Below are 23,688 nucleotides of genomic sequence, written 5' to 3'. Positions count from 1 at the left end.
ACGATTAGTTGAGACTTAGAATTACAATTAACTAATTAATCGAAAGAAAGGACGAAGATAATGACGGAATTTAATCATCCAATTACACCAGACGACGTTGATCAAATGCAGGCCGATCTGGAAGTGCAACCTAAAAATGAAGTGATCTCACGGGCCATCATGACTAATGGGATTGATAAGGCTTCAGAGGACCCTAAGACGGCGGTGCGTCTGAACCGCACCTTCTCAATTGACATTGATACGGGAACGGTTTCTAATCAGAAACACAGTGGCCGCTGCTGGCTATTTTCATTGTTAAACACCTTGAGACATAAATTTGCGGTCAAGTACAACAAGAAAGACTTTGAGTTATCCCAAAACTACCTGTTCTTCTGGGACAAGATTGAACGGGCGAATATGTTTTACGACCGTATGATTGCATTGGCCGATCGACCAACGAGTGACCGGGACGTTGACTTTTACTTGAGCATGCCGGGTGAAGACGGTGGCCAATGGGCAATGGCAGCGGCACTGGTCCAAAAGTACGGCGTTATGCCCAAAGAGGCTTTTCCAGAAACGGCCGTCACCGATGACACCACCGACTACGATGAGGTGATGGATCGAAAGTTACGTCACGACGGGATGGTCCTCAGAGACTTGGTTAATTCTGATGCCTCAGACGATGATATTAATCAAATGAAACAGAAAATGATGACAGAAGTCTACCGCATGACGGCTTACTCATTTGGTGTTCCACCAAAGACCTTTGACCTTGAATATCGTGATGATGATAAGAAGTATCATTTAGACCAGGGTTTGACTCCCAAGCAATTTTACGACAAGTACATTGGCGTTGACTTAAACGATTACGTCGTTTTGACCAATTCACCTGATAAGAAGATGGATGAGATGTATTCTCTTCCAAGTCAAAACAACGTTGAGGGTGGCATGCCAATTGAGTTCTTGAATGCCCCAATGGACGAACTGAAGGAAGCCGCCATTAAGCAACTTAAAGATGGCGAGACCGTTTGGTTTGGAAATGATGTTTTGCATCAAATGAACCGACAAAAGGGTTACTTGGATAGCAAACTCTACCGTCAATCTGCCTTATTCGGGGTTGATATGACCATGACCAAGGCTGAACGCCTCAAGTACCACGAAGCTGAAGTTTCCCACGCCATGACGTTGACCGGTGTTGATTTAATCAACGACGTTCCAACGAAATGGAAAGTTGAAAACAGTTGGGGCAAGAAGGTTGGAGACGACGGCTACTTCGCAATGACCGACGAATGGATGCAGGACTTCGTTTACGAAGTGGTTGTTAAGAAGAGTTATCTAAAACACACCCAAAAAGAGGTCTTGAAGAAGACTCCAATCAAGTTGGATCCATGGGATTCATTACAATAAAAATTAATTTAACACTCTTCCGATGGGAAGGGTGTTTTTTTATGGCTTATTTTATTCCGTATGATAATATATAATTATAAAAAAAGGCAGTCGCATTGATATACAGCTGCCCGTACAATTGCTTCATACTTTAATGAATCGTTATTGGGATGCATAGCTAGGACAGTTATTGATCACAAAATGTTATTGGTAAATATTCCATTTTTGGTTTTAACGTAAGTTCGTTTCACAGTAGGTTACCTCTTTTTTAGATTTACATTCGTTGTTTTGGCATGAAAAAAGTGTTTGTGACATTATACACTATTACAATCCATTTAACAGCGGGTTAAAATTCCAAAACACCGCTACTAAGCGGTAGACACCGATTTATATTGCTTGTATAATTTGCATCAATAATTATTAAACAAGCAGTAGAATAGGTGGGAGAGTAAGATGAAGTGGTTTTTAAAAATTGGATTGTACGTCGTTGAATTTATGATATTTGGATCGTTATCTTTGGTACTAATTAGTCTCCCCATCGATTACTTTCCGATGCTAATACTGCTTTTCTCCAGTTTGGCATTCTTGTTAATCATTAATCAACGTGTTCAGAGTACAATTAATCATCATTATCGATATAAATGAACAAATAATAAAAAGTGTTCCGTAGTTGTGAACGATGTTTACTAATCGCCAACTATGAAACACTTTTATTTTTTCAAAAACAATTGATAAACTAAGATCGCGATTACTATGGCGGCAAAGACCACGGTTGCGACCTGCGGATTGGCAATCAGGGCGTTGACTAATCGATGAAGAATCGAAAAACTGTGTACACCATGTAGTCCAAGGACAAAGTAAGAATTCATTTTCATCACCTGCTATTTCATGCGAAGTACATATCATTTTAATCCATCGTTAGCAAAAAAGTAAGCAAAGTCTTTTAAAATTATGTATTATAGACGTATAAAACCTAGGAGGATCTACAATGGCAATTGATTGGATGTTAATTTGGCACATTATCGTCATCGGTAATGCGATTTTTGCGATTATTACCGTGTTCAGGCAACCCCGAGACATCGCCGCAACGTGGGCATGGCTTTTAGTACTGGTATTTCTACCATTACTAGGTTTCATTATTTACGCTTTCTTTGGGAGAAAACTACCTAAGAGTAAGTTCTTTCGGTTAAAGGGTAGCGTGAAAAAACACGTGAGACACGAACTTAGTGAAGAAAAAGCAATGCTTAAAAAACCGAAGGATGCTGACACACCATCAAAACAGATTGCGTGGGAGTCAGCTAACATGGTTCGCATGTTTATGAATTCTGATACCTCGCCACTCTATGACAACAACAAAATCGACGTTTTCACTAATGGCGACAAGTTGATGGATCAGATGTTTTCTGACATTAAGAACGCGAAAAGTTCCATTAACCTTGAATTCTACACTTTTTATGCTGATAAAATTGGGAAAAAGGTCTTAGCGGCATTGGTTGAGAAGGCCAAAGAGGGCGTTGACGTCCGGGTCATCTATGACTCATGGGGTTCGATGGGGACCACGCAGAAATTCTTTAAACCGCTGTTTGAAGCGGGTGGCCATGCTTACCCATTTTTACACACCCATTCTAATTTCTTTGATTTTCGGGTTAACTTTCGAGATCACCACAAGATTCTAGTGATCGATGGTGAGCATGCTTACGTCGGTGGCTTTAACATCGGCGACCAGTACATGGGTTGGAGTAAGAAGTTTGGTAATTGGCAGGACTGTTCAATTCGAATTCACGGAAACGCCATTTATGGACTCCAGTCCCAGTTTATTTTGGATTGGAACGCCACTGATGGGAAACTCCAAATTAATCCCAACAACCCAGAAATGATCAAGAAGTACTATCCAATCATTCATACCGACGGTGAAGCGGTCATGCAGATTGTTTCCAGTGGCCCTGATACCAGTATGGAACAAATTAAGATTGGCTACATTAAGATGATTGAAATGGCCAAACACAAGGTCCAGATTACGACGCCATATTTAATCCCTGACCCATCGGTCTTAGATGCCTTGAAGATTGCGTCCATGTCAGGCGTTGACGTCCAAATCATCGTGCCAGACATGCCGGATCATCCGTTCGTATACCGGGCCACCCAGTACTATGCACGTCAGTTAACCAAACTGGGGGTCAAAGTCTACTACTACAATAACGGCTTTATGCACGCTAAAACGGTTGTCGTTGATGATAAAATTGTCTCAGTTGGGTCCGCTAACATGGATTATCGTAGTTTTAAACTAAACTTCGAGATTAATTCATTTACCTATGATGAAGCATTTGGAAAACAAATGGGAGCAATTTTTGAAGAGGACTTGAAGAATAGTACCCTGCAGACAACGAAGATGTTTGAATCGGAATCATGGTGGTTAAACTTTAAGCAGCACTTTAGCCGTTTATTGTCACCAATTCTCTAACGTTCAAATTTAAAAATAAAGAAGAGCCTAGATTAAACGATCTAGACTCTTCTTTATTAAAAAGGATGAATTATTTAAGTTCATTCTTAGTTTGATTTATTTTTCAGGATCAGTGGCAACCAGTGCACCTGCCAGGTTATGCATATCTGGTTCTTGAGCGGTAACGATCAATTGTTGATTGACGAATGCCATTTGACCAATGTCACTCATTTCTCTACCATAACCAGAACCTTTTACACCACCGAATGGTAAGGCTGGAAGGGAAGCAAGGAAGTTGTTAACAAAGACCATCCCGGTTTCAATCTGGTCGGCAACCTTGGCGCCATGTTGGGGATCACCGGAGAAGACGATTCCACCTAGTCCATAAGGGTTGTCGTTTGCAAGATCAATGGCTTCTTGTTCACTGTGGGCCTTGTAGACCGAAGCAACTGGACCAAAGAATTCAGTGGTGTAGCCAGGGTTAGACTTGTCGATGTCGGTAAGAATGGTTGGCATGAAGAATTGGCCTGGGAGATCAACTGGTTCATTGCCATAGACTACCTTAGCGCCGGCTTTAATGGTGGCATCAACTTGGGATTGAAGTTTGTCCTTAGCTTTCTTGGAATTCATTGGAGCAAGCGTTGTGGATGGGTCCATTGGATCACCCATTTTAACCTTGCTGAAGTCTTCCTTTAATTTCTCAACAAACTTGTCGTAGACGTTGTCCATGACGATGAAACGTTTGTCAGAACAGCAGACCTGACCGTCGTTATAGAGACGAACCCGCCAAGCAATGTCTTCCGCTTTGTCTAAATCAGCGTCATCTAGAATCAGGAATGGATCCATTCCACCCAGTTCCATTGAGTTTTTCTTGAGGTTTTTACCAGCGGCCTCAGCGACTGAAGATCCACCTCGTTCGGAGCCAGTTAGTGCTACTCCTTGAACCCGTTTGTCTTCGATGGCTTTTGTGACCTGGTCGTATGATAGGAACATATTGGTTAAAGCGCCCTTTGGTGCCCCAGCCTTTCTGATGACGTCCGCAAATGATTGGGCTGAGTCTGGGATGTTTGAGGCATCCTTTAGAATCATTGGGTTTCCTACCATAAAGTTGGGAGCAAAGACTCTCATGATCTGGTAGTAAGGGAAGTTCCATGGCTCAACCATGACTAACGTCCCGAGGGCGTGGTAGTGAACTTCAGCCTCACCAGTTACAATTGAAGAGATGGCCTTTGGTTGAAGCAATTCTTCGCTGTGGTCGGCGAACCAATCAGCAATGATGGCACAAAGTTCAACTTCACCTTGAGATTCGCGGAACAACTTGCCCATTTCAATGGTAGCGGTCTTAGCTAGATCGTCCTTGTTGTCACGCAAAGCCTTGGCAACGTTGTGAAGGATTTTAGCTCGTTTTTTAATGTCTTGTTTTTTCGTTTTTTGATAAAGCGCTTCGTCAGTTTTTAGGACTTGCTCTAATTCTGCGTCGGTAGCGTTTGGATAAGTCTTAATTGTTTCGTTGTTAAATGGATTTACAGTCTCATATGCCATAATAACTCTCCCTTATTATAAATAAACTTGAATTAAACTTTAGTGACCAAATAACTATGAGAATCAGTTAGCTAACTCATATCTCACCTTGAGTATAATCCATTCGGAAGCGGTTACAATGAAATTGGCTTAATTGTTTTGAAAAAATTATTTACCTATATATTTACGAAAAAGATACAAAAATCTTGCAAGTGGGAAAAGAACAAAAAATAAATATATACTTGATAAGGGGAGAATATAATGAATAAGTTAGAAAAGTATGTCTTAGATAGAGATAAAAAAGAACCCGGCTTTAAGAGTGGGGTTCAAAAAGAAGAAGGCAAATTAGAAGGTGCTGTTTTAGTTATGAAAGTACGGAAAGATGCGGGATATTCTCAAAGAGAACTTGCTAAAAAGGCTAGAATTCCTCAGTCAACCGTTAACCGCGTTGAGAAGGGTGATAACGTTAGTGTAAAGACGCTTTCAAAAATTGCGACGGCGTTAGGTAAAAAACTTAGTATTATCATTTCTTAAAAAAGCCCCAAAATGAACTTTCAAATTCATTTTGGGGCTTTTTGTTATTTTACGTTTAAGATCCACAAGAAGACTAGGAAGATAATTGCTAACGAGTACATCATCCAACCGACTTCTTTACCACGTTTAGCGGCAATCATGGTAATTGGGTAGGCGATGAAACCAAGTGCAATTCCGTCAGAGATACTGTACGTTAGTGGCATTCCAATTGCAATCAGAAAGGCTGGGGCTGCCACTTCAAACTTGTTCCAATGAATGTTACCAAGTGACTTGGCCATCAAGATTCCAACGATAATCAGTGCGGGAGCTGTCACCTGACTAGTAATAACGGTCAATAGTGGCGAGAAGAACATTGCTAACAAGAACAGAATTCCGGTCACAATTACCGTAAATCCAGAACGACCACCAACCGCAATGCCGGCTGATGATTCCACGTAGGCACCCATTGGCGAAGTTCCAAGAAGTGAACCAACCAGCATGGTAACCGAGTCGGCACCTAAAGCACGGCCGATTCGTGGAATTTTATTGTTTTTCATGTAACCAGCCTGTTCGGCTAATCCAACTAACGTTCCGGCGGTATCAAAGAAGGTTACCAAAAGGAACGTCAACACGACGACAATTAACTGGGGCGTGTTGATCTTGTCAACATTGAATAGTCCTACTAGGAAAGTGGACTTAATGCTGGGAACTGCCGAGACGATTCCGGTAGGCATTTTGATTAATCCGAAAAGGACTCCAATTACGGCTGAAGCAACCATCCCAATGAAGATTGAGGCTGGAACGTTAGCGGCCATCAAGAACAAGGTGATGACTAAGCCGGCAACCGTCAGTAAAGTAAGAGGGTTACTGAACGAACCAAGACCCACCAAAGTGGACTTGTTAGCAACCACAAGCCCACCATTGTTTAATCCTAAAAAGGCAATGAACAGGCCAATCCCACCAGCAATGGCTGACTTTAAGTCAGATGGAATCGAATCAATGATTTTTTCTCGCAACTTGAGCAAGGTCAAGATGACGAAAAGAATGGAGGCAACAAACACGCCGGCTAGTGCGGTCTGCCATGGAATCTTCATCCCAATACATACGGAGTACGCAAAGAAGGCGTTGAGCCCCAGACTGGCGGATAATGCAAACGGATAGTTTGCGATGATTCCCATTAGGAAACAGCCAAAGGCAGAGGCGAGGGCCGTTGCCGTAAAGACGGCACCTTTATCCATTCCTGCGGCACCCAAAACATTCGGGTTTACGAATAAAATGTACACCATGGAAACAAAAGTCGTAACTCCCGCAACCGTTTCACGGGTGAAGTTAGTTCCTAATTCCTGAAAGTGAAAAAACGAGGCAATTCGATTAGCCATTTCCACAACTCCTATCAAATTAATATTCGGTTTTTCAAAAACGAATTACGATAATAGGATAACACAAAGTTAAAATGTGTCAAATCACGAACGATACTAATTACAAGGCAAAAATCGTGCATTAACGTCCGTTGACATGTTTGTTAGAATTAGAGTATGAATGGAGTTTTAGAGATGAAGAAGATTTTATTATTAGGAAATACTCCGGCCGAACAAATGGTCTTTAACTACTTTAATAGAAGTAATAAATTTCAGGTTTTTGAGATTACCGCGGGCGATTTTACTAAGGAACGGACGTATCGGGGACACTTAAAGGATGTTGATATCGTGGTTTCTTTTCTGGGACCGATGGACGTTGATTTGGACATGGAAGCGTTGTTTTCCGTGATTTATTCGCACCGCCTTCAACTAGAACGAGTTATTTTTCTTTCGGTAGCAGGCATTGACAAAGAAGTTGACGGAAAACTTGATTATCCGGGAGTCGATGACGTCTCTGAATTTTTAAAGCAGCAACAGTATGCCATAAAAGTCATTGATGAATCGGAAATCCCCTACACTGTTTTTCGCTTGGTTAACGTAGTTAATACCAAACACAACGATGGTCATACGATTGAAGAAGGAAAGTCCGTTCCAGTTGGAGACGTTTCCCATGAAACGGTTGCACATTTTGTAATTGACGCAATCGTGAACGAGAAATTTATCAATCAGTCACAAGCACTCATTGAGGAGCGTTCAGAAAGGAAAGCATAATGGCACTACAATTTGTCTTAGGCAAAGCCAGTAACGACCATTTTAAAAAAGTGGTTGGAAATCTTGATCAGTCCATGCAGCAGCATCCACACGATGCATATTTTTATTTGGTACCGAACCATATTAAGTTTGAGTCCGAACTAGGGACGCTGAAACAATTGAATCATAAGCAGCAGAACACGTTTGCTGAGACACGGGTCCAGGTTTTTTCCTTTTCGCGATTGATGTGGTATTTTCTCGGCAACAGTAAGGAGTATCAACTACCTCGGCTTTCAAAAGATGCCATCAACATGATTATTTTTCAGATTATTGAAAATCAACAAGAGCAATTATCCGTATTTAAGGGTGAAGGAGCCCAACCAGGTTTTATTTCGCAGGTGGCTGATCAGATTAACGAACTGCAGCAGGGCAAGATTGACCCCGATACGTTGGATAAGATTGCTGATCTTGATCCTGGAACGATTAATCCCGAATTACAGGGAAAACTGAAAGACATTAGCGTGATTTATCGCGAATTCTTGAAAAAAACGGACGGAAAATACGTCTATAGTTCACAGACTTTGACAATGTTAAACCAGTACCTACTAAACACCGACCTGTCCCAGATGCATTTTTACATCAGTGGTTTCTCCCAATTTTCTGCTTCGGAACTAGACATCGTCAAAACGTTGATTGATAAGGCCAAAGACATCACGATTGACCTCAACTTGGACCGTTCGTATCCAAATGAAATGCCCGATAACTCGGCCTTCTTTTTGCGTTCGGGAAGACTGTACAACCAGTTGTACCAGTACGCTAAGGCAAGCGGGGTCAAAATCATGACCGATCAGTACGCGGGCGACTGTCGTTGTAGTGATGGCATTAAGGAACTAGAGGACTACTGGATTTCAAGTAGCCAGGTCGGGACACCAATTTCGCCGAACACGAATGGCAACTCGGACCTCGAACTTTTTCGGGCTGATTCCAATTATGACGAGTTGATGAACATTGCGACCATGATTCGTCAGATGGTTGCCACGGGACGCTTTCGTTACTCCGATTTCATGGTGGTTACCAGACATTTGGACAAGTATCAAAACGTCATTGATCCCATTTTTCAGATGCAACAAATTCCGTATTTCGTGGACATTCAGAAACACATGGACAATCATCCCCTAGTGGAACTAATCGACGCGTTGTTTTCCATCTATCGTACCGATCGGAAACGGAATTACCGCTACGACGATGTGATGCGATTACTAAAGTCAGAATTACTACTGCCAAGGGATCAAGACGGAAAGCCGATGAACATTGATCGTTACCGTCGCTGTCTTTCGTTGTGTGAAAATTTAGTCCTAAAAAATGGCTACGAGGGGAAATGTTGGACTCAGGACGAAGACTGGGAGTACGCCACTGTTTCTGACAACGATACGGGCATTGTGTCAAATCGAAATAAGGAAATCTCCACTGACATCAACGTCATTCGCCACTTTGTAAAAGAAACGTTACCACCATTTTATAAGAAAATGGCGCAAGCCAAGACGGGGAAAGATGCTGCCAACCTGCTGTACCAATTTTTGGATGAAAATGGTGTGATTAATGAACTAAAACACTGGCAGGATCATGCCACTGAACGTGGTGACTTACAGGAAGCTGGTCAGTCGGAACAAGTTTGGAACACGTTGTGTGGTTTACTGGACGACTTTGTGACTTTTTTGGGTGATCATCCCTTTGAAATGGACACCTTCCTGGACCTCTTAAAGGCTGGTTTTGAAGGGGCTTCGTACTCCCAGATTCCATCAACCTTGGATCAGGTCACGATTTCTGAAACCGGACTAGTCCAATTGAACGATAAAAAAGTGACCTTTGTAATGGGGGCTGACGACAATAGTATGCCGGCCACGATTGAAAACAATAGTCTTTTTAACGACGCTGATCGTGACCAGATGAATGATCACTTTACTGATGACCAGTATTTAAATGACAACAGTGAGACCCAGATGGTCAACGAACCCTACTTAAATTATTTAGCCTTCATGACTCCATCTGATAAATTGGTCTTTTCATACAACTTGGGTGGCGGAAAGGAAGACGTGACTCAGTCCATCTCACCGTACATCGCAAGAATTAGGGATCATTTTAACCTAAAAGAGCAACATGTAAGTGGGACGCCAGTATCTGATTCTAATGATGTTCGGCAGTTCATTGGTTCCAAGCGTGCCACCCTGAAGTTTTTGGTCAAGGCCGCACTCGATGCGAAGGTTAGTGGTAAAAAATTGAGTCCGGCTTGGAATCAGATTAAAGCGAACCTTGAAAATGACCCAACGATGCGGACCATCACGCAGAAGTTACTTGGCAGTCTGACGTATGAGAACGTGCCAGCTTCTTTGAAGCCACAAATTGTGACGGGGCTGTACGGGAACACGATTAATACCTCCATTTCTAAGCTAGAAGAATTCTACTATGATCCGTACGAATACTTTTTGAAGTATGGCTTACGACTAAGAGAACGAGACGAGTTTAATCTTGACCCCAGCAGTACGGGAACGTTCTACCACGAGTCCCTTGATGAGCTGGTCAAGAAAATTAATGCCGAACACATTGACATTACTAAATTAACCAACGAACAGATTAAAAACATGGTAACTGAAATCACTGATACCATTATTGAAAACGACCCGAACCTGCAGTACGAAATCCTGAAGAGTTCCAACCGGATGGAGTACATTGCTAGGCAGTTAATTCAAACCGTGATCCAGATGGCGACGGCGCTTAGAGACCAGTCCCACTACACCAAGATGCGGCCGAAAAACACCGAGGTCATCTTTGGTGAACCCGGAAAACCGAATGGCATTGACGGTCTGAACTTTGATTTAGGCAGTCAACACTCGGTGAACGTGCGGGGTCGAATTGACCGGATTGACCAGATGTTCATTGATGGGACCGAGTATCTCGGAGTGGTTGACTATAAATCTGGTGAAAAGAAGATTGATTTGTCGGAAGCCTATGACGGAACGCGGATGCAGATGATGACTTACCTTGATGCAGTGCTACGAAATCAGGACAATCTGTCTACTACTGACAAGGTGAAGTTAGCGGGGGCACTTTATATGCACATCTTTGATCCGATTTTGAAGCCGCAGGATGTCAAGAATTTTGATGATCCGAAGCAGCTGGAAGCTGCATTGATGAAGGCTCATAAGTACACGGGCCTCTTGGTTAATAACGATGGTATGTTAGAAGACATGGTCAATAACGTTGACGATGCCGGTAATATTTATCCATATCAGTTTACCAGCAAGGGTGATTTATACAGTAATGCGGTCAAGACCAGTATTGTTGAACCACGTGACTTGGACCTTCTACTGAAACGGACTGAGGATCGGATTAAGAATGCCGGTAAGCAGATTTTTGCCGGAAACATTAAATTGGAACCGTCTCAGTATAAAGACCAATCCAAGATTATTTATTCTCCCTATAAACCGGTGATGCAGTTTGACCCATTATTAACTGAAAATAACTATCGAATTGTGAAAGACATGGGGAACAACAAGGACGTGATTGACTTCTTAAGAAAGGAGGCACGTGATAATGGCGAACAATAGTATGAATTTTACCCCCGAACAAGAAAAAGCTATTACGGAAAAGTTCCCGGGGAATGCGCTAGTGTCGGCCTCGGCTGGCTCGGGAAAAACCCGAGTGCTGGTTCAACGAGTCCTAAATAAGGTCGAACACGGCATTGACGTCGATCATCTATTGATTGTGACGTTCACGAAGGCCGCTGCTAAGGAGATGCAGGACCGCATTAAAAAAGGTCTCCAGGATCAAATTAATCAGACCAGTGACAATGCACAAAAACGAAACTTGGTCAAACAAATTCGGAAGTTGTCAGTGGCCCACATTTCAACGATGGATGCTTTTTGTCAGTGGTTGGTCCAGAAGTACTACTACGCCATTGACCTAGATCCCAACTTTCGGATTTTGGCCGACCGAACGGAGCTGGAGATGCTCCGGGATACCGTTTGGGAAGACGTGCGCGAAGACCTGTACGGAGACGATGAGGATGGGTCATTTGCCAGATTAACCCGCAATTTTTCAAGTGACCGGGGTGACGACGGTTTAACCGACGTGGTTCTGGGACTTTATGATTTCGCAAACGTTGATCGAGATCCAGTGGCGTGGTTAGATAAGCTTTCAGGTTTGTACCAGATGGACGGTAGTATCACTCGGAGTGCGTTTTACCAGAAGTACCTCCTCCCAGAACTTCAAAACAAAATGAAGCAGGCCCTTAGTTTACTTGAACAGTCCCGTCAGGAATTTTTAAACGGTGCCATGTCTGATCGGGCCGATTTGGTTGAAGCCGACATTAAAAAGTTGAATCAGATTTACGATCGGTTGAAAACGGCGGACTGGGATGCCCTCTATGATGTATTTCATGATTTTAAACTGGGAACCATGTCTCGGAAAAAGGTGGATGATTCCCAAAAAGAATTCAAGAAACGAGCCATGGAACTGCGTAAAAATGCTGATGATACGATCAAAAAGAACCTTACCAATCGATACTTTTTTGCCAAACAAGCTGACAATTTGGATGTGATTCATCATTCTGAAACCATCGTTAACAAGTTAGTGGACGTCGTTAAGACGTTTTCGACGCGCTATGCTGAAGTCAAAAAACAAAAGCACGCCTACGAATTTATTGATATTGAACACTTTGCGTTAAACATTTTGACGGGAAAGGGCAAGGACAGTCCTGAAATTCAACATCAGTTTCAGAACTACTTTAATGAAATCATGGTTGATGAGTATCAGGATAATAATCGTCTTCAAGACGCCATTTTAAACGCCATGAAGAATCCGAAACATGAGAACATGTTTATGGTAGGAGACGTCAAGCAGTCGATTTATCGTTTCCGGTTGGCCGATCCCGGGATGTTTCTGGAAAAACTAGACGATTATCAAGAATCCGATAATCAGGATACGGCGGTCGTTTTGGCCGATAATTTCCGTTCAGCCAAAAACGTCGATGACTTTACCAACTTAGTCTTTTCTCAAATCATGGACCGGGGTCTTGGTGAGATGAACTATACCGGCAACGCCAAGTTGAAGTACGGGGCCACTTACTACGGTGACGACGTTCAATCAAACGCCAATATCATGATGTACGTTGATGATTCAGACCATGATGACGACGATCTGACCCTTGAACCAGACAGTAGTTCTGAAGGTCAGGTTAAAATGGTCGCCGATCAAATCCAGGACTTAATGAAAAAGAAGATACAGATCTACGACAAGGCCACGCACGAGATGCGTGACATTCGTTACGGTGATATTGCCATCTTGGAACCAACCCGGAAGAATAATTTAGATATTTCCAAGGAATTTGCCCAAAAACAGATCCCACTTTCAATTGATGGTGGCGAGAGCTACTTTAAAACCACTGAAGTTCAGATTATGATGTCACTCTTACAGATTATTGATAATCCTTATCAAGATATTCCGCTCGCGGCTGTCCTGCGTTCGCCAATCGTGGGAATGGATGAAAATGAGATGGCTTATCTGCGAATTAACCATAAGACTGGTGACTATTTCACGTCGCTTCTTGATTTCTACCACAACTATCCGACACAGGAACCAACCGAATTCGGGAACTTGGTTTCCAAAAAAGTGCAGTTGTTCTTGGACCAACTGAATGATTTTAAGGACTTTGCGACAAAGCATGAGCTTTCGGACTTGATCTGGCACATTTACAGTGTGACGGGTTTCTTGGACTACGTTGGTGGGATGCCAGCTGGAAAGAAGCGCCAGGCTAACCTGCACGCTTTGTACGAACGAGCCGCTGAATACGAAAAGAGTAGTTTTAAGGGTTTGTTTGCCTTCGTGCAGTTTGTGAAACGACTGCAGGACAAGGATGACGATTTAGCGGAGGCCCCTGCAGAAGTTGAGACCGACTCGGTCCACGTCATGACGATTCACGGTAGTAAAGGACTAGAATTTCCGGTGGTCTTTTTGATGGACGCCACCAAACAGTTCAATAACTCTGACAGCCGGGGAAACTACATTTTCAATAATAAATTGGGAATTGGGGTTAAATACTTAGATCAAAAAAAGCATGAACTGTTGCCTAGTCTACAGTACGTGGCCATTAATGATCTAGAGTACAACAGTATGCTAGCCGAAGAGATGCGGCAGTTGTACGTTGCACTGACCCGGGCTGAGCAACAACTCTACATCACTGGGATTGTTAAGAATAAGAAGTCGGTTGAAGATGAGACCAAGAAGTGGGAACGCGCTTATCAGAGTTCAGACCTGGTCTTAAATCAGTCCACGAGAAGTAGTGCGAATAACTTTATGGACTGGATTGGGGCGGCCCTTGCTCGTCACCCAAACTACTATCAGGACCGTGGAAAAGTTGACGCCACCCACGTTTTGGCGAAGGATCCGACGAACTTTAAGGTCGAATTTGTGACGGCGAAGGATTTGAAGCAACCTGGGACGACCGAAACAAAGTCGGCCACAGAAGAACAGGAACTTCCAGCTGATCAAATTGATCAATCACAAATTAAGCAGATTATGGGGTTCAAATATCCATACAAAGCAGCCACTACCACCACGGCCTATCAGTCCGTTTCGGAAATCAAACGATTATTTGATGATCCGGACAACATTCAGCTGGGAAGTGTCGCCGAAAGTCGTAACATGATTTTAAGGCGGACGCGGTACAATAACTCAACGTTTATGCAGCCGCAGTTCATGCAATCGGTCGGACAACCCAACTCGATGGAGATTGGAACGGCAACTCATCTGATTTTGCAGAAGATTAACGTCAAAGAACCAGTTAATCACGAGACGGTTTCAGAACTCTTGGCGCAGCTGATTAATGATAAGTTAATTACGCCGGAGGTTGCCAAAAAGGTCAACGTTGATTCGGTTGTCGAGTTTTATCAAAGTGACCTAGGCAAACTAATTAAGGCTCATCCCGATCAACTTCATCGGGAAGTTCCGTTTTCACTGCTGGTTTCAGCCGACCAAATCTTCTCTGAATTTGAAAACGATTCAAAACAAAAGTTGTTGGTCCACGGAATTATTGATGGTTATCTTGATTTAGACGATGGACCCGTTCTGTTTGATTACAAGACCGATTTCGTTAATCCGAAGAAGCCGGATGAAAGTGTCAAGAAGATCATTGACCAGTATCGTGGTCAGGTAAATATCTATGGGATTGCTTTATCAGACATCTTGGGTAAACCAGTTAAAGACGAATATTTATACCTGCTATCAAATAATACTTTGCAGCGGGTTAGGGCTAAAAAATAAATAATAATAACGTCAGTCAAAAGTGATTGGCGTTTTTATTTTCGTAGAAAGCGAACAATATTAGCTAGCCAACTTAATTGATTCAAAGAAAAACGAATGATAAAATTTGTGGTAACTTAATGATTTACTTAATGTAATTTAGAATTTTCGTAATTGAGGAGGTGTTCGAATTATTCGTTGTGAAGGATTCTTTCAGTGGTATACTTGAAATAAGTTGCAAATACGACCATCAGACAGTAAACCAAACCAGTCGTTAATAATTGGAGGATAAAATGGAGCGAAATAAGAAATATGCATTTGAGTCAATCCCAATTTCCGAACGAGACATGAATTATTGGGATATGTTTGCCACGTGGTTCGGAGCGAACGCTAACAACGGAACCTGGTTCATTGGTGGCGTGATTGCCGCCGCTGGTTTCTTTGGTGGGATTAGTTCGGCAATCGTTGCTTCAGCAATTGCCTTCGCGTTTTTGAGCATGGTGGGCTACATGGGATATCAAACGGGGGCATCGACCACGATCTTGTCCAGAGCCCCCTTTGGAATTCGGGGAAGTGTTGTGCCATCAGTCATTAACCTGACGCTTTTTATGGGGTGGACGGCCGTTAACACGTTTATCGCCGCCACGTCCCTTGCGTATCTGTTCCACAGTATGTTTGGCTGGGCGTTGTTTGGTCAACCCGGCGGTTACTTTGGGATTATTGTTGGAATTATCATCATGAGCATTCTGCACTTACTTAGTATCATCGCTGGTCCCAAATCCGTTCAAATTATCGAACGAATCGGAGTGATTTTGGTAATTATTTTTGTGATTATCGAAGTCATCGTGGTCTTTCGTGACGTTTCGTTTTCACAGATTGCCAAGTATCAAGTTCCAATGAAAGCCCGGATGCCATTTGGGGTCGCCCTTGATACGATTGCTGCAGCTGCGCTTGGCTGGGTAGTTGGTGGAGCTGACTTTACCCGGTTCACTTCCAGTAAACGCATTGCCACCCAGGCCCCGTACGTCGGCGCCATTCTTGGGATGGTCAGTTTTGTCATCATCGGTCTGTGCACGACGCTGAGTGTTGCTTTGACGTCCGGGGTCTTTAATCCTAATAACTCCGATCCTAGTACGGTTGCTAATAAATTGGGACTAGGAGTTATCGCGATGGTTGTCATTGTTTTGACCAGTATGACTGCTAACGCCGTCAACATTCAGTCTGGTGGCTCCGCTCTAAATAACCTGATTCCTAAGATTAGTTTGAATAAATCACTGTTCATCGTTACCATCTTGTCCATGATTTTGACACTGGTTCCCTTGATTAACGGTAGTTTCCTCGATGCCTTTACCGCATTTCTAAACTATACTGGGATGTTCCTTGGTCCAATCATTGCCATCTTGGTGGTTGACTACTTTGGCTTGTCGGACGGTAAATACGATTTGAAAGCCTTAGAAACTCCCGCCGGAAAATATTGGTACAAAAATGGAATTAACTGGTTCGCGATGTTATGTATCGCAATCGGGGTGGTATTGTACATTGCGTTAAACATGTTGCCAATTATTAAGGCAACGGTTGGAGCCACTTTCATTTCTATGATTGTTATTGCCATTATCTACTACGTTGGTAGTAAGTTAATGCGAAAAGCCTAATTTAATAACAAACAAAAAAGCATCAAATCATTACATAATGATTTGATGCTTTTTTAGTTTTTATCAATGAATTGTTCATTTACGAAGCGATGATATTCTGGAACTCGATTCATTAATTCTTCGTGGTTTCCAAAGCCTAATATTTTGTGACGGTTTAGAAAGTATATTTTATCGGCATTTATAATGGTTGAAAGTCTGTGTGCAATGGCAATAATTGTTTTGCCGGTCATCATCTTATCAATTTCATGTGTTACTAATTGTTCAGAATCAGAGTCCAGACTAGAAGTTGCTTCATCAAGAATTAGGAATTTAGGATGTTTTAAATATGCTCTAGCAATTTGTAATCGTTGTCTTTGTCCTCCAGATAATTTAAGTCCTTGTTCACCAATGATTGTTTTTATTCCATCTGGTAATGATGATACACAATTTTCTAAATCAGCAATTTTAATTGCTATTGATATTTCTGATTTGCTTGGGATATTTACTAAACCAAGAACTAAGTTATCATAAAATGTTCCAGAAAAAATAGTGTTATCTTGAGTTACTACTCCAAAAAGCGAACGCCATTGCGAAATAGAAAAATTAGAAGCGTCATTGTCATCAAACAAGAGTTTTCCATATTGGATTGGATAAAGTCTTGTTAATAAATTGATAATAGTGGTTTTCCCAGCGCCTGAGGGACCAACGATTGCAATTTTATCACCAGGAGTAAAATCCATTGAAACATTACTTAGTACTAGGTGATTTTCATAAGAAAAAGATACATTTTTTAATTTAATAACTGAATTTTTTGAAGTGTTTTTAATAACAGGATTTTTATAGTTATTTTCTGGACTTAACTGTAAGATTCTAGTAATTTGTTTTGTTGCTCCCTTTGCTTGCTTGTAGCTTGCATAGAAATCAGCTATGACATTAATTGGTCCAATTACTTGGAATAGATACATTAGAAAAGCGACTAGGGTTCCAATGGAAAGAGTTCCAGCTGATACCCGAACGCCACCGTACCAAATGATTATAATAATCAATAAAAGTCCAAACATGGTTTGAATTGGACCTGTTATAGCAAAAATTGCATTCATTTTTAGTGATAAATGATAAAGAGCATTTACGTCTTTTTTGAATTTATTTTGGATACTATGTTCTGCGTTATTTAATTTAACCGCTCGAATGTTTCTAAGACTTTCAGAACTGGTTTCATTCATTTGAGCTAGTTTCTCTTGAGATTTAATTGAAACCTTCTCATCAATTATTCCAATTGGGATGGTAACCATCGCGTCTAGTGGAAATGCAATTAAGATAAGTAAAGATAGTTTCCAATCAAGTGAAAATAAAATTGCAAATGTTCCCACCACAGTAATTATTCCACTAATTGAAGAGGGGATTATTTCAGTAGTAAAGTTTTGAATTATTGAGGCATCATTAATAACTCTACTAGAAAGTTTTCCACTTAATTGGTTATCAAAATAGGTAGTTGGTAAATAAAGAAGATGATCTTGAATACGAGTGCGAATATTTGCAATTTGTTTGGCTCCTGAACGACTAAGCAAATATCCACTAATTGCTGTAAAAATGGCACTAAAAATTAGCAACGCCAAAATTCCAATAATTGTCCACGTATTATTTTTTTGACTGAGTAACGATTTAATGTTGATAGCCTTACCAATTAATAGGGGAATAAATAAAGAAACTATTGTTCCAATCAGACTTAAACCGAGTCCAACGAAGAAGCCGGCATCTAGTTTAATGAAATTAATTTTTGTCTTTTTCATTATTTTCCTACTTTTAATTTATTTAAGAATTAATCATAATAAATGATTTTATACGATGACATTAATTTAATTTTGATTAGGAAAGAAACAGTTGATTTAAGACAGATTTAGGCACTGGCATCCATTTCCAAGCGTTATTATCTTTAATGCCTTGTAAGACAGTCATTAGACCAGCATTTCCAGTAAACAAATCATTTGAAAAACGATATCCATATGTTCCGGGTGACATAATATTATTATTAGAATCTACAAGCAGATAGTTTTCTAATGACTGGACTAATTTATCGATGTCGGATAATTTGTTTTTATTATCAATTCCTATAAGGATAATTCCACTGATCCCTCTGGTTAGTCCAGATGAGTATGTGCAGTAAGTTTGGAGATTTTTAGTGAATTGTTCTTGAAGGTTTAAATATTTTTCGTTTTGAAATTCATGTAAGCGCCTAATAAATTGGCTCAATACTAATCCGACACCAACTCCTCCTTCTCCTAGATATGGAAGTATTCTGGGAAAACCAATTGAATTATCCAAAATCTCTGCAGATTGTGAGTCGGAAATTTCAATGTTTTTATCTAGTTCAAAATTCAACATATCTTTGGCATTTTTCAGAGTTTCTTTGTTTTTTGTTACATCAAATAGTAGTAATAAAAATAAACTCGCGCCTGACCATCCATTCATTAATCCATAAGGAATGGTATCTTCATCATCTGGTTGAGTTCCCGAACCATTTATAAATAATGTATTTAAGCGGATCGCGATTAATTTACTCATTTCTAAAAATTTATTATTATTATTTTTTTTAAAGAAGGCTAGTAAACTTAAACCAATTCCGCTTAATCCAGAGTAAAGAGTGTAATCTGTTTCTTTTAAAATTCTATTTTTTTGATCAAGTATAAATTCAAGAAATTGGTTTGAATGTTCCTGTAAGTTTAAATCATCTAAAATAGACGCGATTCCTGAAATACCATTAAATAGTCCAAGACTGGTGTCTTCATTGAAGTGGCTAATAAGATTTTTGCTGCTATTATTAGCCCAATTGATTTCTTTTGTTAACTTTGTATTACTCCGATTTAATGCCATTAGTATTCCAAAACCACCATTAGCGATGTTAACTTTTCCAAGCTTGTCAATAAATTGTCTAATGTCACCACCTGAAAAACTATCATTTTGATTTGATGAATATTCAATTATTCCGGTTTTTAACCCATTGATGAGTTTGTCTACTGCTTTTATATTGATTTCAAATTTTGGGACGTCGAAAATGTTCTTTAATTTTGGAATGAAATTTTTACAATCCTTTTCTGTATTTTGTAATATATCAAGTGCTTTTTCTCCAAAATAATCTGTTATCCATTTATTTTGATTTTCTTCAATTTTTAAAGACAAATCAGAAACGAACTCAATCGGTAGTAACAAAAATCTTGAGATCCTCATGTAAGCAAACCAATCAGCACTTTTAAAGTCACTAATTTTAGAATTAACGTATCCCATAGTTTGTAGTTCTGGATGATATTCATTTGAGAGGAGGGTAGCAGTCTCAAAATCGATTAGTTTAATGTTATTGTTAGGAGTAACCATAATATTATTTGGATTTAAGTCACCAATAGCAAAACCAGCCTGATGAACTTCTGTGATTGCCACTTTTAATTGTTTGATTAATTGATCTATAAGTTTTAAATATTCATTTCGATTCTTTTCGTATGAGAAAGGAAAGTTTTCTGGAATGAAATCGGATAATGAATTTCCAGGAACAAATTCTTCAATCAAGTAATTATTTTCCCATATCTCAAAATAATCATAGACCTTAACTGTTCTGTTAATCCCATTTAATTTTTTTAGGGTATTGTATTCATTCTTTACACGGAAAAAACCATCATTCCCTTGTGCATCAATTCCAGACTGTTTTCGTCCCTCCTTCATTACATAATTTTTACCATCTTTTGTGACTTGATAGACGCCGCCACCATTACTAAAGTGAATTGCGGAAATAACCTCATAGCGTTTGAATTTAGTTAAATCAATTTTGGAATATTCAATCGTTTGTATTTTATCCATTTTTTTAATTTCTTTTGGTTCAGAAATAAATGAGGGAACGTTATAGTATGGAACCCTTAAGTCTGGCACTAACTCTCCATTTGGATTTTTGATTCCCATGATCGTTTTTCCATCATGTACCATTGGCATTCCAATAAATCCCCCATACCTAAAGAAGATGTTGGAATTGTACCACTGTTTATCGTTTAAAATATATGCACCCTTGGGGATGTCATTGGTTAGGTCAGTTAGGGGACTTAATAGTTGAATAAATTGATCTTCATCTTTGGGGTAAATTGTTATGAATTTTCCACATGCAGATCGATCACCATATTTTGAATTTTTCATAATTAATTCTTTTTTGGTAGGAACAAATTTAAAAGAAATGTTATTTTCTATCAAATACGGTGTGATTTGGTCCAATGTTTTTTGCGCGTAATCAATGGGAGATGTTACATGAATTTTCCACCCTTGGTTTGGCAGTTGTCTATTTTTATTGATAAAATAATTCCAATTTTTATCGATATGATGATTCCATTTATCCTTGTCGTGAATAGTAACTTTATAAATTAAACTGTTTGTTTCGGCTGTGGTGGGTTGATAAAATAATGATCCTTTTTTTAAATAATCTAAATATCTTAAATCCATAACTACATCCTTTAAGTTTAAAATAAAAAGAGAGTCCTATTAGGGCTCTCTTATCTCTTGCATATAAGAATACTAACGTCACTGTTAATTGTGCATCCAACGCTCAGATGAGAACCCTTACGTCCTTTTCGGCGCTTTTTTCTTAATGCTACATTATCAAGTTGTTGTAATTGCAGAATAGGTTTCATGAAATGCTCCTATAGTATTATTTGCACATAATACTAATATTGCTGTTGTTGCCACATCCCATAACACTAATATGAGAATCTTTTTTCCCGCCAACAAGCTTCTTGGCATTTTTACCCACAGTCTTTTGGAGGTCTAGCAAAGTTTTCATAATAAATACACCTATTGTTAAATTACTGACAGAAGACACTTACATTGCTTCGAACATCACATTGAACACTGATATTACTTCGTACTCCGTGATGGTGATGACGACGCTTCTTCTTTAACTCCACGTTTGGTTGTGCTTGTAAATTAAGCAAGTACTTCATATTAAATCTTCCTTTCTTGTGAGAGGTTTAATTACCATAATTAATATAAATTAAACGATATAGAAAGTCAACAATTTTTTAAAAGTTATAAAAATTGTTTTTTATAGTTGTGTAATTACACTGAAAATTCATTTGAGTATTCGATATTTGACTTATGTAGATTTAATTAAAATATTGTTTAAAGCTTTATCAAGATTATTATTTGTATTAAAAAAGCATCAAATCATTACATAATGATTTGATGCTTTTCCATTTAATTAAACGTCTAACTTAGTTTCGCTATCTTTTTTGGTACTTGCTTTGGTTGTTTTCTTAGTAGTGGCCTTATTGTCAGTTGACTTGGATTTTGCATCCTTGTCACTGTCATCGTCCTTTGATTCTTCATCATTGGCAATGCCATAGGCTTCTCTGACCTTGTTCTTGATTTCTTCGACCATCTCAGGTTTGTCACGCAGATTGGCCACGGTCTTATTTAGGCCTTGTCCCAGTCGTTCCTCACCGTATGAGTACCATGATCCAGATTTGTCGACGATGTCTTTGTCAACGGCTAGGTTGACCATGTCAGCAATCGGTTCGATACCCTTTCCAAAACTCATCAAAGTGTCAACGGTCTTGAATGGGGGAGCCACCTTGTTCTTTACGACTTTAATCTTGGTTTCTCGACCAACGACGTCTTGACCTTCCTTTGATTGCTTACCAGAACTAACACGGAGTCGCACACTTGAGTAGAACTTAAGGGCCCGACCACCAGGAGTTGTTTCTGGGTTACCGAACATCACACCAACTTTTTCTCTTAGTTGGTTAATGAAGATAACGACGGTATTGGTCTTGTTGATACTGGAAGCTAGTTTTCTAAGTGCCTGTGACATTAGACGAGCTTGTAAACCAACGTGAGAATCACCAATGTCACCCTCAATTTCAGACTTCGGAACTAGGGCAGCTACTGAGTCGACAACGATTAAGTCGATAGCACCGGATTGTACCAGTGCATCGGCAATTTGCAGTCCTTCTTCACCGGTTCCTGGTTGCGATAACAAAAGGTTGTCAATGTTAACTCCCAGGCTGTGAGCGTATTCCGGATCCATCGCGTTTTCGGCATCGATGTATGCGGCCGTTCCGCCAGCTTGTTGGAGGGCAGCAACGGTCTGAAGGGCAATCGTGGTTTTACCAGATGATTCGGCACCGAAGATCTCAACGACTCGGCCACGAGGGAAACCCCCAATGCCAAGGGCGATATCTAAGGATAAAATGCCGGTTGAAATGGAATCAACGTTTTGGTTAGGGGATTCGCCCATCCGCATGATAGCGCCAGTTCCAAATTCTTTTTTGATTTTGCTGAGTGCTTTATCGAGCTCGATTTGACGCCCGTCGACACTGTTTTTAGAATTTGCCATAAAATTCCTTTCTTTTTACATATTACGTAATTGCGAACATACGTTTGGTTATTTAATATAATCAATTGTACACTAATAATTACGTAATTTCCAATTAAATTAAATCAATTAATTAGATTCGTTTATTAACGTAATAGGGCGAAGTTTGATCGTTATTTTTAGCATCTGATTGAGCGTTATCCGAAAGGAAAATATCGAATGATTTTTTGTCTTTTCCATGAACTACTACGACGTTTTTGGCCTCCACTTGTTTGTCACGGTAAAGTTGAGCAGAACGAACTGCATCATTATAGTCGTGAAAGTTTCCAAGTGAGTCGCCGGGATTGAAAAATACTGTTTCTGGCATAGTAATTACCACCTTTCTTCTACTATATTGTACCAGATTACGACCTTAATTATCTATTCGCAGGCTGACATGTGAGTTGCTTAATGGTTGACGTAAGAACATTA

At 40.1% G+C, this 23,688-nt stretch carries 18 protein-coding genes; 8 read left to right on the top strand and 10 right to left on the bottom strand.

Going from position 1 to position 23,688, the window contains the following annotated elements:
• Window positions 1-60 precede the first annotated feature (60 nt).
• Both AC6UD0_RS01870 and AC6UD0_RS01865 read left to right on the top strand, forming a co-directional pair.
• A complete protein-coding gene (locus AC6UD0_RS01870; protein ID WP_500707951.1) occupies window positions 61-1,386 on the top strand; it encodes a C1 family peptidase in 1,326 nt (441 codons plus the stop codon).
• Between the two features lie 432 nt (window positions 1,387-1,818).
• Window positions 1,819-2,010, top strand: coding sequence for a hypothetical protein (locus AC6UD0_RS01865; protein WP_500694254.1), 192 nt, complete (start codon window positions 1,819-1,821; stop codon window positions 2,008-2,010).
• Window positions 2,011-2,075: 65 nt separating this feature from the next.
• Here the strand turns inward: AC6UD0_RS01865 and AC6UD0_RS01860 are convergent, their stop codons facing one another.
• Window positions 2,076-2,234 (bottom strand): hypothetical protein, encoded by a 159-nt coding sequence (locus AC6UD0_RS01860; RefSeq protein WP_500694255.1) that lies wholly within the window; start codon window positions 2,232-2,234, stop codon window positions 2,076-2,078.
• Between the two features lie 119 nt (window positions 2,235-2,353).
• On the opposite strand from AC6UD0_RS01860, the gene cls reads away from it, so the two are divergent.
• Window positions 2,354-3,826 carry a cardiolipin synthase gene (gene cls / locus AC6UD0_RS01855; protein ID WP_500706035.1) on the top strand — a complete coding sequence of 491 codons (1,473 nt, stop codon included), beginning with the start codon at window positions 2,354-2,356 and terminating at the stop codon, window positions 3,824-3,826.
• A 96-nt stretch (window positions 3,827-3,922) separates the two neighbouring features.
• Here the strand turns inward: cls and AC6UD0_RS01850 are convergent, their stop codons facing one another.
• Window positions 3,923-5,347 (bottom strand): NAD-dependent succinate-semialdehyde dehydrogenase, encoded by a 1,425-nt coding sequence (locus tag AC6UD0_RS01850; RefSeq protein ID WP_500696202.1) that lies wholly within the window; start codon window positions 5,345-5,347, stop codon window positions 3,923-3,925.
• Window positions 5,348-5,587: 240 nt separating this feature from the next.
• On the opposite strand from AC6UD0_RS01850, the gene AC6UD0_RS01845 reads away from it, so the two are divergent.
• Window positions 5,588-5,860: a helix-turn-helix domain-containing protein gene (locus tag AC6UD0_RS01845; protein ID WP_500707950.1), complete on the top strand. Its 273-nt coding sequence runs from the start codon at window positions 5,588-5,590 to the stop codon at window positions 5,858-5,860.
• 44 nt (window positions 5,861-5,904) lie between these two features.
• Here the strand turns inward: AC6UD0_RS01845 and AC6UD0_RS01840 are convergent, their stop codons facing one another.
• Window positions 5,905-7,218, bottom strand: coding sequence for an NCS2 family permease (locus tag AC6UD0_RS01840; protein ID WP_500707948.1), 1,314 nt, complete (start codon window positions 7,216-7,218; stop codon window positions 5,905-5,907).
• Window positions 7,219-7,392: 174 nt separating this feature from the next.
• Here AC6UD0_RS01840 and AC6UD0_RS01835 point away from each other — a divergent pair, with 174 nt between their 5' ends.
• From AC6UD0_RS01835 to AC6UD0_RS01820, 4 genes are all read left to right on the top strand, one after another.
• Window positions 7,393-7,968: an NAD(P)H-binding protein gene (locus tag AC6UD0_RS01835; RefSeq protein WP_500695890.1), complete on the top strand. Its 576-nt coding sequence runs from the start codon at window positions 7,393-7,395 to the stop codon at window positions 7,966-7,968.
• Window positions 7,968-11,552, top strand: coding sequence for a PD-(D/E)XK nuclease family protein (locus tag AC6UD0_RS01830; RefSeq protein WP_500707947.1), 3,585 nt, complete (start codon window positions 7,968-7,970; stop codon window positions 11,550-11,552). The genes AC6UD0_RS01835 and AC6UD0_RS01830 overlap by 1 nt, the downstream gene beginning before the upstream one ends.
• Window positions 11,539-15,264 (top strand): helicase-exonuclease AddAB subunit AddA, encoded by a 3,726-nt coding sequence (addA, locus tag AC6UD0_RS01825; RefSeq protein ID WP_500707946.1) that lies wholly within the window; start codon window positions 11,539-11,541, stop codon window positions 15,262-15,264. The genes AC6UD0_RS01830 and addA overlap by 14 nt, the downstream gene beginning before the upstream one ends.
• Window positions 15,265-15,536: 272 nt before the next feature.
• A complete protein-coding gene (locus AC6UD0_RS01820) occupies window positions 15,537-16,895 on the top strand; it encodes a cytosine permease (protein WP_500695887.1) in 1,359 nt (452 codons plus the stop codon).
• Between the two features lie 53 nt (window positions 16,896-16,948).
• On the opposite strand, the gene AC6UD0_RS01815 is transcribed toward AC6UD0_RS01820, so the two are convergent.
• From AC6UD0_RS01815 to AC6UD0_RS01785, 7 genes are all read right to left on the bottom strand, one after another.
• On the bottom strand, window positions 16,949-18,664 hold the full coding sequence (locus tag AC6UD0_RS01815) for an ABC transporter ATP-binding protein (RefSeq protein WP_500695886.1): 1,716 nt from the start codon (window positions 18,662-18,664) through the stop codon (window positions 16,949-16,951).
• 76 nt (window positions 18,665-18,740) lie between these two features.
• On the bottom strand, window positions 18,741-21,347 hold the full coding sequence (gene lanKC, locus AC6UD0_RS01810) for a class III lanthionine synthetase LanKC (protein WP_500694265.1): 2,607 nt from the start codon (window positions 21,345-21,347) through the stop codon (window positions 18,741-18,743).
• Window positions 21,348-21,397: 50 nt separating this feature from the next.
• Entirely contained in the window at window positions 21,398-21,535 is a 138-nt protein-coding gene (locus AC6UD0_RS01805) for a class III lanthipeptide (RefSeq protein ID WP_500694266.1), read from the bottom strand.
• 17 nt (window positions 21,536-21,552) lie between these two features.
• A complete protein-coding gene (locus tag AC6UD0_RS01800; RefSeq protein ID WP_500694267.1) occupies window positions 21,553-21,684 on the bottom strand; it encodes a class III lanthipeptide in 132 nt (43 codons plus the stop codon).
• Window positions 21,685-21,706: 22 nt separating this feature from the next.
• The gene (locus AC6UD0_RS01795) at window positions 21,707-21,844 is read right to left on the bottom strand and encodes a hypothetical protein (RefSeq protein WP_500694268.1); all 138 of its coding nucleotides are present in this window, start codon (window positions 21,842-21,844) and stop codon (window positions 21,707-21,709) included.
• 257 nt (window positions 21,845-22,101) lie between these two features.
• The gene (gene recA, locus AC6UD0_RS01790; protein ID WP_500694269.1) at window positions 22,102-23,238 is read right to left on the bottom strand and encodes a recombinase RecA; all 1,137 of its coding nucleotides are present in this window, start codon (window positions 23,236-23,238) and stop codon (window positions 22,102-22,104) included.
• 112 nt (window positions 23,239-23,350) lie between these two features.
• Window positions 23,351-23,584, bottom strand: a complete 234-nt coding sequence (locus tag AC6UD0_RS01785; protein WP_500694270.1) for a hypothetical protein — start codon at window positions 23,582-23,584, stop codon at window positions 23,351-23,353.
• Window positions 23,585-23,688 lie beyond the last annotated feature (104 nt).

The sequence above is a fragment of the Fructilactobacillus sp. X7R9C1 genome, from assembly GCF_059901005.1.
Note: the sequence above shows the minus strand (reverse complement) of the source record. Positions and strands in the feature narration are given on the sequence as shown.

Bases quoted from the DNA above. Each gene is read 5' to 3' on its own strand.
- AC6UD0_RS01805 (WP_500694266.1), bottom strand. From the start codon at position 21,535: ATGAAACCTATTCTGCAATTACAACAACTTGATAATGTAGCATTAAGA.
- AC6UD0_RS01860 (WP_500694255.1), bottom strand. From the start codon at position 2,234: ATGAATTCTTACTTTGTCCTTGGACTACATGGTGTACACAGTTTTTCG.
- AC6UD0_RS01830 (WP_500707947.1), top strand. From the start codon at position 7,968: ATGGCACTACAATTTGTCTTAGGCAAAGCCAGTAACGACCATTTTAAA.
- AC6UD0_RS01845 (WP_500707950.1), top strand. From the start codon at position 5,588: ATGAATAAGTTAGAAAAGTATGTCTTAGATAGAGATAAAAAAGAACCC.
- recA (WP_500694269.1), bottom strand. From the start codon at position 23,238: ATGGCAAATTCTAAAAACAGTGTCGACGGGCGTCAAATCGAGCTCGAT.
- AC6UD0_RS01785 (WP_500694270.1), bottom strand. From the start codon at position 23,584: ATGCCAGAAACAGTATTTTTCAATCCCGGCGACTCACTTGGAAACTTT.
- AC6UD0_RS01795 (WP_500694268.1), bottom strand. From the start codon at position 21,844: ATGAAGTACTTGCTTAATTTACAAGCACAACCAAACGTGGAGTTAAAG.
- AC6UD0_RS01870 (WP_500707951.1), top strand. From the start codon at position 61: ATGACGGAATTTAATCATCCAATTACACCAGACGACGTTGATCAAATG.
- AC6UD0_RS01865 (WP_500694254.1), top strand. From the start codon at position 1,819: ATGAAGTGGTTTTTAAAAATTGGATTGTACGTCGTTGAATTTATGATA.
- AC6UD0_RS01835 (WP_500695890.1), top strand. From the start codon at position 7,393: ATGAAGAAGATTTTATTATTAGGAAATACTCCGGCCGAACAAATGGTC.
- AC6UD0_RS01815 (WP_500695886.1), bottom strand. From the start codon at position 18,664: ATGAAAAAGACAAAAATTAATTTCATTAAACTAGATGCCGGCTTCTTC.
- AC6UD0_RS01800 (WP_500694267.1), bottom strand. From the start codon at position 21,684: ATGAAAACTTTGCTAGACCTCCAAAAGACTGTGGGTAAAAATGCCAAG.
- addA (WP_500707946.1), top strand. From the start codon at position 11,539: ATGGCGAACAATAGTATGAATTTTACCCCCGAACAAGAAAAAGCTATT.
- AC6UD0_RS01820 (WP_500695887.1), top strand. From the start codon at position 15,537: ATGGAGCGAAATAAGAAATATGCATTTGAGTCAATCCCAATTTCCGAA.
- cls (WP_500706035.1), top strand. From the start codon at position 2,354: ATGGCAATTGATTGGATGTTAATTTGGCACATTATCGTCATCGGTAAT.
- lanKC (WP_500694265.1), bottom strand. From the start codon at position 21,347: ATGGATTTAAGATATTTAGATTATTTAAAAAAAGGATCATTATTTTAT.
- AC6UD0_RS01850 (WP_500696202.1), bottom strand. From the start codon at position 5,347: ATGGCATATGAGACTGTAAATCCATTTAACAACGAAACAATTAAGACT.
- AC6UD0_RS01840 (WP_500707948.1), bottom strand. From the start codon at position 7,218: ATGGCTAATCGAATTGCCTCGTTTTTTCACTTTCAGGAATTAGGAACT.